The sequence below is a fragment of the Archaeoglobus sp. genome (assembly GCF_017656475.1).
In the GTDB taxonomy this organism is placed as follows: Archaea; Halobacteriota; Archaeoglobi; order Archaeoglobales; family Archaeoglobaceae; genus Archaeoglobus.
Window position 1 is genome coordinate 70,352 of record NZ_JACDNT010000002.1, and the last position, 13,545, is coordinate 83,896.

At 48.0% G+C, this 13,545-nt stretch carries 15 protein-coding genes; 3 read left to right on the top strand and 12 right to left on the bottom strand.

Translation table 11 applies throughout. From position 1 onward, the window contains the following. The 12 genes from H0Z19_RS01015 to H0Z19_RS01070 form a co-directional block, all read right to left on the bottom strand. Positions 1–666: an ATP-binding cassette domain-containing protein gene (locus tag H0Z19_RS01015; RefSeq protein WP_290722941.1), complete on the bottom strand. Its 666-nt coding sequence runs from the start codon at positions 664–666 to the stop codon at positions 1–3. Continuing rightward, the gene (locus H0Z19_RS01020) at positions 644–1,285 is read right to left on the bottom strand and encodes an ATP-binding cassette domain-containing protein (RefSeq protein WP_290722943.1); all 642 of its coding nucleotides are present in this window, start codon (positions 1,283–1,285) and stop codon (positions 644–646) included. Before H0Z19_RS01020 ends, H0Z19_RS01015 begins: the two co-directional genes overlap by 23 nt. Further along, the gene (locus H0Z19_RS01025; protein ID WP_290722944.1) at positions 1,269–2,117 is read right to left on the bottom strand and encodes a hypothetical protein; all 849 of its coding nucleotides are present in this window, start codon (positions 2,115–2,117) and stop codon (positions 1,269–1,271) included. Before H0Z19_RS01025 ends, H0Z19_RS01020 begins: the two co-directional genes overlap by 17 nt. After that, complete coding sequence (locus H0Z19_RS01030; protein WP_290723009.1) at positions 2,114–2,836, bottom strand: hypothetical protein; 723 nt, start codon at positions 2,834–2,836, stop codon at positions 2,114–2,116. Before H0Z19_RS01030 ends, H0Z19_RS01025 begins: the two co-directional genes overlap by 4 nt. Further along, the gene (locus H0Z19_RS01035; protein WP_290722946.1) at positions 2,833–3,984 is read right to left on the bottom strand and encodes an ABC transporter substrate-binding protein; all 1,152 of its coding nucleotides are present in this window, start codon (positions 3,982–3,984) and stop codon (positions 2,833–2,835) included. Before H0Z19_RS01035 ends, H0Z19_RS01030 begins: the two co-directional genes overlap by 4 nt. Beyond that, positions 3,981–4,760 (bottom strand): enoyl-CoA hydratase/isomerase family protein, encoded by a 780-nt coding sequence (locus H0Z19_RS01040; protein ID WP_290722948.1) that lies wholly within the window; start codon positions 4,758–4,760, stop codon positions 3,981–3,983. Before H0Z19_RS01040 ends, H0Z19_RS01035 begins: the two co-directional genes overlap by 4 nt. Before the next feature lie 4 nt (positions 4,761–4,764). Continuing rightward, the gene (locus tag H0Z19_RS01045) at positions 4,765–5,949 is read right to left on the bottom strand and encodes an acyl-CoA dehydrogenase family protein (RefSeq protein WP_290722949.1); all 1,185 of its coding nucleotides are present in this window, start codon (positions 5,947–5,949) and stop codon (positions 4,765–4,767) included. Positions 5,950–5,964: 15 nt separating this feature from the next. After that, positions 5,965–6,429: a Zn-ribbon domain-containing OB-fold protein gene (locus H0Z19_RS01050; RefSeq protein WP_290722950.1), complete on the bottom strand. Its 465-nt coding sequence runs from the start codon at positions 6,427–6,429 to the stop codon at positions 5,965–5,967. Positions 6,430–6,431: 2 nt separating this feature from the next. Beyond that, a complete protein-coding gene (locus tag H0Z19_RS01055; RefSeq protein ID WP_290722952.1) occupies positions 6,432–6,962 on the bottom strand; it encodes a Zn-ribbon domain-containing OB-fold protein in 531 nt (176 codons plus the stop codon). Positions 6,963–6,966: 4 nt separating this feature from the next. After that, positions 6,967–8,169, bottom strand: a complete 1,203-nt coding sequence (locus H0Z19_RS01060) for a thiolase domain-containing protein (RefSeq protein ID WP_290722954.1) — start codon at positions 8,167–8,169, stop codon at positions 6,967–6,969. A gap of 10 nt (positions 8,170–8,179) precedes the next feature. After that, positions 8,180–9,322: a thiolase domain-containing protein gene (locus H0Z19_RS01065; protein ID WP_290722956.1), complete on the bottom strand. Its 1,143-nt coding sequence runs from the start codon at positions 9,320–9,322 to the stop codon at positions 8,180–8,182. Positions 9,323–9,576: 254 nt separating this feature from the next. Further along, positions 9,577–9,906 (bottom strand): winged helix-turn-helix domain-containing protein, encoded by a 330-nt coding sequence (locus tag H0Z19_RS01070; protein ID WP_290722958.1) that lies wholly within the window; start codon positions 9,904–9,906, stop codon positions 9,577–9,579. A 294-nt stretch (positions 9,907–10,200) separates the two neighbouring features. On the opposite strand from H0Z19_RS01070, the gene H0Z19_RS01075 reads away from it, so the two are divergent. From H0Z19_RS01075 to sucD, 3 genes are all read left to right on the top strand, one after another. Next, positions 10,201–11,322 carry an MFS transporter gene (locus tag H0Z19_RS01075; RefSeq protein ID WP_290722960.1) on the top strand — a complete coding sequence of 374 codons (1,122 nt, stop codon included), beginning with the start codon at positions 10,201–10,203 and terminating at the stop codon, positions 11,320–11,322. Between the two features lie 79 nt (positions 11,323–11,401). Then, a complete protein-coding gene (gene sucC, locus H0Z19_RS01080; RefSeq protein WP_290722962.1) occupies positions 11,402–12,550 on the top strand; it encodes an ADP-forming succinate--CoA ligase subunit beta in 1,149 nt (382 codons plus the stop codon). 5 nt (positions 12,551–12,555) lie between these two features. Then, a complete protein-coding gene (sucD, locus tag H0Z19_RS01085; RefSeq protein WP_290722964.1) occupies positions 12,556–13,422 on the top strand; it encodes a succinate--CoA ligase subunit alpha in 867 nt (288 codons plus the stop codon). Positions 13,423–13,545 lie beyond the last annotated feature (123 nt).

A 13,545-nucleotide genomic window follows, 5' to 3' on the forward strand; every position in this document is an offset into this window, starting at 1 on the left:
TTACATGAACATCTCTCTCATTAGCTGTTCCGCACCCTCACTGTCGCCAAAGTAAAGAACCTCTCCTCCAACGAGAATACAGGTTTTATCTGACATAAGAAAAATCTCATCAAGTTCGTCGTGAGTAACAACCACCACTCCACACTTCTTGGAAAGGTTGTAAATCATGTTTACTACCCTCACCCTCAGGTCTTTGTGAAGACCTTGAAAGGGTTCGTCGAGGAGCAGATACTTTGGTTTTGATATGAGGGCCCTTGCCAAAACCACCATCTGCCTCTCACCACCACTCAACTTTCCTGCCTTTTTTTTGGCCAGTGGTCCAAGCTCGGGAAAGATTTCCAGAGCCTCCTGAAAGTCCCCTGAAATAGACACGTTCTCCTCGACAGTCAAATTCTTTGCAACTCTCAACCTCTCCGGTGCCAGAGTTATACCCATTTTAAACCTCTCAGAGGGCTTTAAATGTGTAATTTCCACATTATCGAGGAAAACTCTTCCCTTAGACTCCATCAAGCCCATAATGCACTTCAGCAGGGTTGACTTTCCGCTGCCGTTAGGGCCAGCAATAAGCATTATCTCTCTCCTCTCCAAATAGCAGGTAACATCCTTCAAAATCATCCTCCCGTTAAGCTCCACTCTAACTCTGTCAGCCCTCAGCAATTTTTCCACCCCTCATCTCGTAGCTGACATCAACAATATCCCTCAGCAGCTTCATCCTGTGGGCAGTAACAATGGCATCCACACCTTCCCGCTTTATTTTTCTCAAAATCCTCCTCACCCTTTTTGCGTTCTCCACATCAAGCCCTGAGAATGGTTCATCGAGAAGCATGAGTTTCGGCTGCGCTGCCAAGGCTCTTCCTATTTCCAGCAACCTAAGCTCACCTTGAGACAGTAAACCTGCCTTTAGATTCACCTTATTCTTGAGACCAACAAATTCACAGATTTCCATTGCAGATTCCATCGCCTCCCTGTAGCTCACCCTCAAAATAAATGGGGTGGCCACGTTTTCAATTACGCTCATGTTCTTGAAGGGTCTTGGAATCTGGTAGACGATTGTAATGCCCATCCTTGCTACCTCTTCAGGTGTCTTTCCTGCTATGTCCTCTCCTTCAAACAAAATTCTCCCGCAATCCGGTTTCTCAATTCCCGCAATTATCTTGAGCATCGTTGACTTTCCGCTGCCGTTTGGTCCGTAGATTCCGGCAAATCCACTCTCAAGCTCGAAGTTTATGCCCCTCAGCACCACATTTCCGTTGTAAACCTTTGACACGTCAATAAGCTGAAGCACCCCACCACCTCTTTAGCTTGGGAGATAGCATCAGAACGGCAGCGTAGATGAGGAGATGTGTCTCCGGCAGAATTCCTGAAAAAGCTCTGGAGACGACTACAATTATGTAGCTACCGATTATTGGAGACGCCCACCTATTACCAGCGATGAGACTGGCAACGAAGGGTAGAAGTACAATCTCAACGGAAAAAATTTCAGGGGAGACGTGGCCGAAATACAGAAGATAGCACACACCGGCAACTGTTGCAGTAAAAACTGATATTGCAAAGCTTACGATTCTAATTTTGAAAGCATTAATACCAATGCTTCTCGCGGCGAATTCATCATCTCTCACAGCCTCAATTTTAAGTCCAAGCCCTGACTTTCTGATGAGAGCAAAGGATGTGAAGAAGAGCAGCAACATCGAAGAAGACAGCAGGTAGCTCTCCCATAATCCAATCGATAGGAATGAGAAGCCCTCCTCCCCACCAACAACTCCACCGTTTACACTGAGAGTTATGTAATGCGAAAAATACCAGAATACAATTGCGGTGATGAAGGACGTGAAGACGAACTTCTCTCTCCCGGAAAGGGATAGGGCTGTGAACAGGAGAAGTGACAGCAAAAAAGCCGGAATGATGAGAACTGGATTGATTGCCAGAGCATATGCAGCAATGCCGAAGGGTATTGAGTGAACAAGGCTCGTCCATCCAGCCTCTTTTTCCATGAAAAACCAAGATAGTGACAGGATAGAGTAAACGACGGCCATCGTTGCAACTGAAACGATAAAACTGCTCCTGAGTAGTAGGGGTAGCAGGAGTAATGCTAAGATAATTGCAAAATCTTTCTTCAAAGCAGCCACCTCAGTACTGCGGTGTATGCTATGGCTATTGGAATCGTGAGGCCGTACTTCCTCAACCCTGCATTACCCGCTAACGCAGCAATTGCGGCGATTATCACCGCTATGACCATACTGCTCCAACCCATCGAAGGGAATAGGGATTGAGTTGGAGCCAAAACTGCTCCAGAAAGACAGATGAAGCTGGACGAAATTGAAATTGTTAGAAATCTGATTCTCGATGTGTCAACTCCGTACATCTCTGCCAGCTCCCAGTCATCCTCTACAAACTTTAATTCAAATCCCCTTCTCGAAAGGGGAATTGCTGCGAATGCTAGGAATAGGAGGACAATCATCGCCCCATTCAACATCTCATGAATGCTCACGACTTCCCCAAACAATTCTACATAGTTAGTTTCCATTACTTGGTAGTAAGAGGTTCTGTAGAGAAATCTCAGAGACTCCTCGATTGCTATGGAAAAACCGAGTGATATGATGGTAGCTTCCGCAACTGATAACTTCCTTGTTGCAGCTGACACTATCGCCCCCATGATTCCTCCAAAAATGAGGGCAAGCAGCAGTGCAGAGGTTGGGTTAAAGCTGAAATAAATATAGGCCCCGAGAGTGAAGATGGATGCAAAGGAGAGGTTCAGCAGTCTGCCAATTTTGTAGTTCAGAATTACAGCAGAGGCGAAAAAAGATAAAAAAATTGCTGTTAAAAGTGCCGAAATCATTTCATCCACAGAACCTGGGACGTTGCAAATTCAGGTGGATAAAGAACCTTCACTTCTCCTCCGACGAACTCACCAATGACACCTTTGAGCTCATCGCTTCCCCACAAAGCTTGATGCAAGTCATTGAACCTGTAAATTCCTGCCGCACCCTCGAATTTTCCGGACAGGAGAGTTTCAATGAGTTTATCTTTACCCCCCTTCTTGTAGGCTTGGGATAGTATGATAATCGAGTCGTAGGTTAGCAGGCCAGCGTAGTTGTTTGCGTCCTCTCCATACTTCTCTCTGTAATCCTCGAAGTATTTCTTGGTCATGTCCGTCTTCTCAGTCACTTCCAGTGCAGCAGCCTGAAATACTGTATATTCAGCGTTAATCTTTTTCAGTGTTGATGGTAATGCGAGAGCACCACCCACTGAATAAACCAACCCCTTACCACCGTTTGCTCTGTATTCCTTAAGGAAGTTTATCGAAATTCCACCCGGATCACCGAGAATGATGACATCTCTGTCTCCAGCCATCCCCGCAATTTCTCTGGCCACCTTTTTGTAATCATCTGGAGAGACGCTCGGAGACTTGTAGTAAACCTCCACCTCCGGATCACCGTAGAGAGACTTGATTGATTTGAGCATCCCCTGATTGAAGGTCTTTAAGGGGTCGTATCCCACGAAGTAGTATTTCTCAGGCTTTGCAAGCTTCAGAAATTCTCCAGCCAGCGCACCCCAGTAGGTGGTGTTGTAAGCAACCCTGAAAACATAATTGTTGCCCTCAGCGACCTTTTTCTCTATTGCTTCGGTAGAAGCAACGCTGACGAGGTAAACAACCTTGCTCTCTCCTGCAGCATCCGCCACAACCATCGACTGCGGGCTTGAGTATGCGCCGACAACAGCATCAACATTCTGGGAGACGAGATATTCGAAGGCCGTTTTCGCCTTCTCAGGTGTGTCACCACAATCAGCAAAGACCAGCTCTACATTTCCTGCATGTTCTGCAGCAAGCTCGGCAGCATTCTTCATTGCAACTCCGGCTGTTGAGTAAAGTCCGGTTTCAGGAACAAGAACGCCTATCTTTATTATCTCCCCACTCTGCTCCGCAGGTTGAGCGCATCCAAGCAGAATTAATGCTAAAAAAATGGCAAAAAATCTCCACTTCACTCCCTGTCCCTCCTGAACTCGGCCTTCCTCTTCTCAACAAATGCCTTTATCCCCTCCTCAGCGTCTGGAGAGGAAAAGGACAGGGCAAACAGGTCTCTCTCGTACATTATTCCGTCCCTCAACTCCATTTTGAATCCTCTGTTTACCGCCTGCTTAACCAAAGCCACCGCGTAGGGGGACTTGCTCTTAATGACTTCCGCCATCTTTTTTGCTTCGTCCATCAGCTTATCATGCTCAACCACTTTGTTTACCAATCCGAGCCTGTATGCTTCATCCGCCGAAATTCTTTCCCCAGTAAGGCACATCTCCATTGCCTTCTTCCATCCAACAATCCTCGCAAGCCTTTGCGTCCCTCCTGCACCGGGAATAATGCCGAGATTTATCTCAGGCTGCCCAAAACTGGCTTTTTCGCTTGCTATTATGATATCACAGGCCATTGCAATCTCACACCCACCTCCCAATGCAAATCCATTTATAGCAGCTATAACAGGAACTTCAAGGTCCTCCATTTCTTCGAGAACCTTTCCAAGCTCCTCTATCGTGTTTCTCGCTACAAAATGAGATGATTCGGAGAACATCTTAATGTCCGCCCCAGCACAGAATGCCTTGCCCTCTCCAGTCAGTACAATTACTCTAACACTTTTGTTCTTCTTTGCATATTCCACAACCTCCTTCAACCCCTCCACGAAGTCTTTGTTGATCGCATTAAGAGCTTCAGGGCGGTTGAACTTCACCCAGAGAATTCCGTCCTCTTCTTTGTACTCAATAGCCGGCATCCTCTCACGTCCTGTAGCTCTTGGGCATTCCGAGAATGTGCTCGGCTATGAAGTTCAGAGCCATCTGCTGGGTTACAGGAGCCAGGCGGATGAGGTTGATCTCCCTCCACCACCTCTCCACGTCATACTCCTTGGAATATCCGTATCCACCGAAGACTTGCATTGCCCAGTAGACTGCTTTTATTCCAGCCTCCACTGCAACCGCCTTCGCCATGTTCGCAGTAGCTCCAACCTCTCTGTAGTTTGCCCCCTGATCAAACAGCGTTGCGGCCTTGAAGTTCATGAGCTTCGCACACTCCAGCGTTGCGTAGGCTTCAGCAAGCGGAAACTGCAGCCCCTGATAACTGCCTATTGGATCTTTGAACACCACCCTCTGCTTTGAATACTCAACTGCCTTGCTTATCGCAAGCCTGCTTATGCCGATTGCTGCCGTGGTGAAGCTCATTCTCTCAGGGTTGAGCGTGTCGAGCAGATGATACCATCCACCATCAAGTGGGGGTATCAGCGCATTTTCAGGTAGCCTCAGGTTGTTGAAGCTGACCTCACAGGTCTTGGAGTAATTTATTCCGTGCTTGGGGATCGGATTCACCTTTACCGCATCATTGGGCAAATCTGCAAGGAAAAGACTTATGCCATGGGTCTTCTTCTCAGCCTTCTCTCTTGGTGTCGTTCTGGCGATTATCAGCATCCCCTTCGCCCTGTCGGCACCGCTGATGAAGATCTTGTTACCATTAATAACCCACTCATCTCCATCCTTCACAGCTGTCGTTCTTATAGCCAGAGTGTTCGTTCCTGCATCCGGCTCGGTTAGGGCCATGCAGAACTCCATCTCACCCTTTGCAATTTTAGGCAGATACTTCTCTTTCTGCTCCTCCGTTCCGTGCCGTACTATAGTTAATGCACCAAAAACCTCAGTTAAAACCATGTACCAGATTCCAGCCATCCCGCATCCATTCGCTGCAAGCTCCTCCATCGCTATCAGCAGCTCGGTTATTCCGTAGCCTCCACCACCGTACTCCTCCGGAATCACTATGCCCATGAAGCCCGCATCGCTTATTGCCTTGAAGAACTCCTCAGCAAACTCCCCATTCTCCTCCTTCTCCCTCCAGTACTCAGGCGGGAAGTCCTTGGCTATGTCCCTTGCAGCGTTGGCAATCATCCTCTGCTCTTCGTTAAATTCAAAGTTCATGCTATCACCAAAAAATTAGAGAGGTTTAAAGTAGAGAATATCGGTAATCTTTCCTTCTCTCTCGTTCTTCGGCTTGAGAACCGGCTTCACCTTCATACCGATTTCAACGTTTTCGGGCTCAACTTCGCCAAGAAGGTGAATCAGGCAGCCGTCTGTGCCGTCAATATCAATAACAGCGTAAATTTCAGGCTTCTCCAAAGGTTTCTCGTAAGCGTCGAGCCTTGCAACTGTGAAAGCTCTTACACAACCCTCCCCGCTCACTTCCACAAACTCAGTTTCGCTGAAATCCTTCTCGCAGTAGATGCGGGGCGGGAAGTAAACCTTTCCACACTTCTTGCATTTGGCAGCCAGAAACTTCTCCTCGTTCATGAGCTTCTTGAAGAACTCGTCTCCTGCCTTTCCACTCGTGTAAATCCAGTAAAGCTCTATTCTGCCATCCCAGTGTCTCAACTCTTTTGGATTAACAATCTTCTCAATCATCTTCATCCCTCCATCGGCTTCCAGTACTTGATATCCGTAATCGCTCCCTCTCTCTCCTCTTCGCTCTTCCAAACAGCCTTTACCTTCATCCCGATGTAAACGTCCTCTGGCTTCACCTCATCGAGAATGTGCATTATTCCCATGTGCGGTGATGCTCCATCAATGGAGATGACCGCCACTATAACAGGCTCAGGCAGTGGCCTGGCATCGGGGTCGATGTATGAGATGGAGAACGTCTCAACGGTGCCTGTATCTTTCAGCTCGACCCATCCGTCAATGGGTTTGTAGCAGAGCTCGCAGAACATTCTTGGCGGAACCATCACTCTGCCACACTTGTTGCACTTCACTCCCAGAATCTTGCCCTCTTTCAGACCGTTAAGAAACTTGCTTATAGCCTGCCCAGCGGTCCAGGAGTAGCGGATATCCGGGTGATCTTCCACATACGTGACCTTCTTCTGTTTGATGTCAGCATCACTCAGCGGTGTTCCCTCAGCGTATGGAGGGCACTCAATATCCTTCTTGCCAACAGCCATTCTATCACCTCTTATTTGACATAACCATAACCGTTCCAACCTGCATCAGATCTCCCCATGCCTGACATACGCCCGTTGTGACTTCCTTTGCCACCTGTCTCTTCCCTGCCCTGTAGGCGAGCTGCCAGTACAGTTCGCAAGCCTTAACACCCATCGTCGCTGCAATTGGATTACCAACTCCCAGCAGTCCTCCTGATGGGCAGGTGGGTAGGTCTCCGTCTCTTTGCGTTACTCCCTCTCTTGTGAGAATGGGCGCTTCTCCCTTCTTTGCCAGGCCTAATCCTTCCATGTGGTGCAGTTCTTTGTAATCGAATGGGTCGTATGGCTCGGCAACATCAATCTCCTTTCGTGGGTCATTGATGTGTGCCTGTCTGTATGCCATCTTCGCAGCTTCAGCAACATAGCGCGGGAAGTACAGATCACGGTTAGTCCACCATGTGGTGTCGAGAGCCCAGCCCACTCCAGTCACCCAAACTGGATTGTCAGTAAGCTGTCTCGCAATGTGCGGAGCGACCATGATTAGGGCTGCTGCTCCATCTGATGGCGGAGATACATCAAGCCTTCTGACAGGAAGAGCCATTGGCTCGCTGTTCAGCACATCCTCAACCGTAATCTTCTCTGCCACCTGAGCGCATGGATGATCCAGAGCGTTTCCCTTGTTCTTCACCGAAACAAGAGCAATGTCCTCATGCTTGATGTTGTGTACATGCATGTAGCGGCGCATTTCAAGAGCGAAAATCCAGATGAGGTTGGGGCTCAGCGGGCGGTCAAGAATCGGATCCCAGATGTACTTGAACGCCGACTGAGGGTGTGGATGGGATGAAGACATCTTCTCCTCACAAACCACAAGACAGACATCAGCCAAACCACTCGCGACATGCCAGTATCCAGCTATAGGGGCAAAGACTCCCGTTCCTCCACCCACAAAGACTCTCATGTAAGGCCTGTCTGAACCTCCAGAGCCGTCAAGCAAATACTCTCCTTTCATGTGCAAACCATCGAACGTGTCAGGGGCGGAGCCCATCACAACCATCTCAATATCGTCAATTGTTATACCAGCCTCCTCAAGAGCCTGCTTTATGGCAAGATAGCTCAACTCCCTCCCGGTTTCGTTGAGTCTCCTCTTGAAGGTCGTCATTCCCGCTCCAACGATTGCCACATCCTGCTTCTTGTGGAACTTCAACCCGCTAATTTTCTCAACTTCCATATCCACCACCTTACACACCAAAAACAGCCACAGCACCGCTGTGAGTGGGCAGATATCTCCACGCCTGCGCCACTCCGGTCTCTACATCACTTAGCTGCTTTTTGCCCGCCTCACCGCGAAGCTGGAGAACCACTTCCAGAGCTTTCTGCCCTCCAGTGCACTCAAGCAGGTTGCCAACTCCGAGACTTCCTCCTGAAACGTTAACTGGCAAAGCACCATCCCTGTCGAAGTAGCCTTCAGCCATAAGTCTTGCCGAGTCGAACTTTCCTGCGAGTTGCAACGCCTCTATGTGCTGGAGTTCCTTGAATGCGAACCTGTCATCCACCTCGGCAAAATCAACTTCCTTGGCGGGATTCGCTATTCCGGCCATCCTGTATGCCATCTTCGCTGCCTTGTAGGCGTACATTGCAGACAGGCTTGCAGTGTCATAACCATAAGTTTCGCTCCACCATCCTACACCCTTAACCCAAACAGGGCTGTCTGTCAGCTCTCTCGCAACCTTATCACTTGCAAGAACAAATACAACACACCCATCAGCGAGGGGGGCGATCTCCATCTTCTTCATCGGATCGAAGAGCTTCGGACTCGCCATGACATCGTCAATGGTTACATTAGCCGCATACGGGGCCGACTCATTCAGCAAAGCGTTGTTCTTGTTCTTAACGACCACTCTTGCAACATCCTCTTCACCCAGACACCTCTCGGACATGTACTGAAACATTTCTAAGGCAGCGAGGTAGTAGGGGTGCGCATTTCCAATGTTCCTGAGCCATATTGGATCCATCGCAAATTTGACAACATTTCCGAAAGTCTGAATGTCGCTCGCCTTGCTGTGGGCCTCAACGACTGCTATATCTGCAAGACCGCTTCTGATCTGCATGTAGGCAGTGGCAACGCCATAGAGAAAGTCTCCTGACACTGTGCACGTTGGCTTTACCACTGCCCCAAGCTGGTCTGGCACGAATTCATCGAAGATTGCAAAACCCTCGTAGATGTCCTCTGCACACGTTACGAAGCTGTCCACATCTCTGCGTGGATTTATGCCGGCATCGGTGTAAGCCCTGACAGCGGCCTCGTACATGATTTCTTTCCAGCTCAGGTCGGGTGTGGTGGAATTGAAACCCGAATACCCAACTCCCACAACAGCTACCATTCCATCACCAATTATTCTTTGTATTTCGATAATACTTAAATCTTACCGATTTTACTTGGTTAAAAATAAAAATAAAGGTGCGACACTTCAGCATATAAAATAATACTAATTTTCACTCCTCCATGAACAACAAGAGAAATCAGAACTTAAACAACCGGGTAAAAAGCCTGGATAGGAAACGAACAGAAGGAGATGAATTTACAGCGATGGAAAACAATCTACGTTTTTAAGTTGATGAAAACTTTTCGTGAGATTTACCTCCATTCGACATTTTCAAGATAAGCTTCCCCACGTGGAGTGAGAGAGTAGTACTTTTTCCCTCCTTCCACCTTTGACTCGACGAACAAAGCTTCCTCAAGCAGATCCAAATGCATTCTGGCCTGGGCTTCAGAGAGGTTGAATCTCTCCACAATCTCCTCAAAACTCCTCTTTCCGTACCCAATGAACTTTATAATCTCCCTTCTAACTCTGTGCTGCAAGGCCCTCAGACCAATTTTGTGATCCTCCGTAGGATCTCGAAGCTTTCCCTCTCTCTTCAACTTCTCCAGCCACTCCTGTTTTCTTTTCTGAAGGTCACTGCTCATATTAACACTAATACCATGAGAAATATCAAATTTTTCGTTATCCTCTACGCTTGGTGTTACTTGATTGCATAAACCTGTAAAACCTCAAGCTTTTTCAAGTCTATCCCTCTATGATTGCATCCACACTATCCTGAGAACAGACGTTAGCAGCATAACAGCGGTTAAGGATGGATGCAATCACCCTTCCCACCTGAATTGGTTCATTATTTAAATCTTAATCCTCTTAAACCCTAAGGGGCTTGAAATTGCCAGAGATAGTTAGAGCTTTTTAAAGATATGTGGAGGGAGAGATGAATGAGCAAAGCAATGAAGTTCATCATCTTGATGGGTTTGGTGAGTCTCTTCGGGGATATCACCTACGAGGGGGCGAGAAGCATAGTTGGGCCATATCTCGCCACTTTTGGTTTAAGCGCAGCTGTAGTTGGGCTTGTGACGGGGTTTGGGGAGTTTACGGGCTATGGTTTAAGGCTGCTTTCAGGTTACGTTGCGGACAGAACTGGAAGGCACTGGCTTATGACCTTTCTCGGATACTCTCTAATCCTTTCCATTCCATTGCTGGCTTTTGCTCAATACTGGTGGGTGGCTGCTGTGCTTATTGTGGCTGAGAGGCTTGGAAAGGCGATCAGAACACCCGCGAGAGATGCTATGCTGTCCTTTGCTACAAAACAGGTTGGTAGGGGATTGGGGTTTGGTGTTCACGAAGCGATGGACCAGATTGGAGCGGTAATTGGCCCGCTGATTGTTTTCTCAGCGCTTGTAGGTTATAGCTACAAAGAAGCTTTTATGGTGTTGTTTTTACCAGCCTTGTTGGTACTGCTGGCTCTCCTTGCAACCTGGAAGCTGTACCCCGCTCCACAGAGGTTTGAGGAGGAGAGGCAGGAAAGTGAGATTAAAGGAAGCTTCCTGCTTTACTCAATCTTCGTTTTCCTAAGTGTTGTGGGATTTCTCAGCTTTCCCTTGCTCTCCTACCATCTGGCCCGCTATGTCGATTTAAGGCTCATACCTCTCCTTTACGCCCTTGCCATGGGTGTTGATGCCCTCTTTGCGTTGATTTCTGGCAAATGCTACGACGTTATCGGCCTGAAAACACTCATGCTTGTTCCACTGCTGACACCTTTGACTCTGCTCGCTTTGCAACCCACATTTGCCGGAGTTGTTGCTGGTGTTGCGGCATGGGGAGCTGTGATGGGGATGCATGAGGCAACAACGAGAGCTGCGATAGCTGACCTAACAGGAGTGAAGAAAAGAAGCACAGCTTACGGCATCTTCAACTCAATTTTCGGACTTGCCATGTTTGCTGGAGGAGCTGTTCTGGGATATCTCTACGATGTCTCCACGACAGGTCTTGTGATGTTCGTTCTGGCAGTTGAGTTTGCAGCTTTTCTAGTCATTTTGACGGTGAACAAAAATATTTAAACTTTTTGGAAATGGAATTCCGAAAATTTTTTAAATAATTAGATTTAGAATGTTTAAATCGTATTAAAAGGGTGGTAAGATGCGCCTTCACGAGCATCAGGCCAAGCAAATTTTCGCAAAGCATGGAATAGGGATTCCAAGAGGTGAGGTGGCAACCACTCCTGAGGAGGTAGAGAAAATTGCAGAAAAGCTCGGAGGGAAGGTGGTTGTAAAAGCACAGGTTCTCGTGGGAGGGAGAGGGAAGGCTGGAGGCGTTAAGAAAGCAAACAGTCCGAAAGAGGCGAGAGAGGTAGCGGAGAAGATTCTTGGGATGAGTATAAAGGGGCACAAGGTTGAGAAGGTTCTTGTGGAAGAGCAGCTCGAAATAAAGAAGGAATACTACGTTGGATACGTCGTTGACAAGGTAAACAGACTTCCGGCAGTGATTTTCAGTCGAATGGGAGGAATGGATGTTGAGGAAATTGCCGCAAAGCACCCAGATGAAATACACAGGATTTACTTTGACCCTCTCTGGGGGTTAAAGGACTACGAGGTTCGTAAAGCGCTGTTCAGGGCAGGTTTTAGTGGAGATGAGTACAAGCAGATGTTCGACATCATAAAAAAATTGGCTGAAATTGCCTTCACCTATGAGGCAGAGCTTACTGAAATTAACCCTCTTGCCGTGACGAGTGAGGGATTTCTGGCTGCTGATGCCCGACTGAACGTTGACGATAACGCCCTTTACAGACATCCGGAGCTTGCAGAGCTGAGAGAAGCGACGGAGGAAAATCCGCTTGAGAGGGAAGCGAGATTGAAGGGAATCAACTACGTTCACCTTGGAGGGAATGTGGGTGTTATTGCTAACGGTGCGGGCCTGGCAATGGCTACAATGGACATAATCAATCTGATGGGAGGAAAGCCAGCAAACTTCCTCGACACTGGAGGAGGCTTGGCAGACCCTGAGAAGATGAAAAATTGCTTGCTGCACGTTCTTAAGGATCCGAATGTAAAGGTCGTTTTCATCAACATCTACGCCGAGATAACGAGATGCGAAAAGGTTGCCGAGGGAATAATTTTGGCACTGGATGAGGCTCAAAGAAAAGTTCCACTCGTCGTGAAGCTTGCCGGCACGAATGAAGATATTGGAAGAGAAATGCTTGAGAGATACAGTTCGGAAAAGGGAGCTGAAATTTACTTTGTCGATTCGGTTGAGGAAGGTGCGAGAAAAGCTGTAGAGCTTGCGGGGTGATGGATATGGCAATTCTTGTTGATGAGAACACTCGTGTTATTGTTCAGGGAATAACGGGATTTCAGGGAAGTTTTCAGGCGAAGAGGATGCTTGATTATGGAACTAAGGTCGTAGGGGGAGTAACTCCCGGAAAAGGTGGTACTGAGGTGCACGGAGTGCCCGTCTTCAACACTGTAGAGGAGGCTGTTGCCGAAACGAATGCTGATACGTCAATCATCTATGTTCCCGCACGTTTTGCAACAGATGCCATATTTGAGGCATTCGATGCAGGATTGAGGCTGGTTGTGTGTGTGACTGAGGGCATACCGCTCTACGACGAGATGCTCATCCACAGGAAGCTGAGAGAAGTGAAATCAATGCTCCTTGGCCCCAACTGTCCAGGAGTAATCAGCCCGGGGAAGTCAAAGGTTGGACTTCTGCCTGACAGAAGCTTCATGCCAGGCAATCTCGGTGTGGTTTCGAGAAGTGGAACGCTCACCTACCAGATTTGTGAGAATCTAACAAAAGCAGGAATTGGACAATCAACAGTGGTGGGTATTGGAGGAGACCCAATGCCGGGATTAACGTTTGTTGACGTTCTTAAAATGTTTGAAGAGGATGAAGAGACCAAGGCGGTGCTACTGGTCGGTGAAATTGGAGGGACAGCAGAAGAAAAGGCTGCAGAGTTCATAAAGCAAATGTCCAAGCCGGTAGTGGCGTTCATAGCGGGAAGGACAGCACCACCTGGAAAGAGGATGGGGCATGCTGGAGCGATAATCGAGGGCAATATGGGGACTGCAGAGGCAAAGATTGCTGCTCTCCGAGATGCAGGAGCGAGGGTTGCAGAGACCTTGCTTGATGTGGTGAAGGGGGTCAGAGGTGTGTTGGGCTGAGTTTTGATGGCAAGTTGCAGTAAGTAAACCCAACTACAGACCGTACGCACAAAGTTGTAAACATTTGCCAGTGAAACCAATGCGCCTCCTGACAAAGACAGCAAAGATGCAATACTGCCCAAA

Bases quoted from the DNA above. Each gene is read 5' to 3' on its own strand.
- H0Z19_RS01040 (WP_290722948.1), bottom strand. From the start codon at position 4,760: ATGCCGGCTATTGAGTACAAAGAAGAGGACGGAATTCTCTGGGTGAAG.
- H0Z19_RS01070 (WP_290722958.1), bottom strand. From the start codon at position 9,906: ATGAGCAGTGACCTTCAGAAAAGAAAACAGGAGTGGCTGGAGAAGTTG.
- H0Z19_RS01075 (WP_290722960.1), top strand. From the start codon at position 10,201: ATGAGCAAAGCAATGAAGTTCATCATCTTGATGGGTTTGGTGAGTCTC.
- sucD (WP_290722964.1), top strand. From the start codon at position 12,556: ATGGCAATTCTTGTTGATGAGAACACTCGTGTTATTGTTCAGGGAATA.
- H0Z19_RS01060 (WP_290722954.1), bottom strand. From the start codon at position 8,169: ATGGAAGTTGAGAAAATTAGCGGGTTGAAGTTCCACAAGAAGCAGGAT.
- H0Z19_RS01055 (WP_290722952.1), bottom strand. From the start codon at position 6,962: ATGGCTGTTGGCAAGAAGGATATTGAGTGCCCTCCATACGCTGAGGGA.
- H0Z19_RS01065 (WP_290722956.1), bottom strand. From the start codon at position 9,322: ATGGTAGCTGTTGTGGGAGTTGGGTATTCGGGTTTCAATTCCACCACA.
- H0Z19_RS01050 (WP_290722950.1), bottom strand. From the start codon at position 6,429: ATGATTGAGAAGATTGTTAATCCAAAAGAGTTGAGACACTGGGATGGC.
- H0Z19_RS01030 (WP_290723009.1), bottom strand. From the start codon at position 2,836: ATGATTTCGGCACTTTTAACAGCAATTTTTTTATCTTTTTTCGCCTCT.
- H0Z19_RS01045 (WP_290722949.1), bottom strand. From the start codon at position 5,949: ATGAACTTTGAATTTAACGAAGAGCAGAGGATGATTGCCAACGCTGCA.
- sucC (WP_290722962.1), top strand. From the start codon at position 11,402: ATGCGCCTTCACGAGCATCAGGCCAAGCAAATTTTCGCAAAGCATGGA.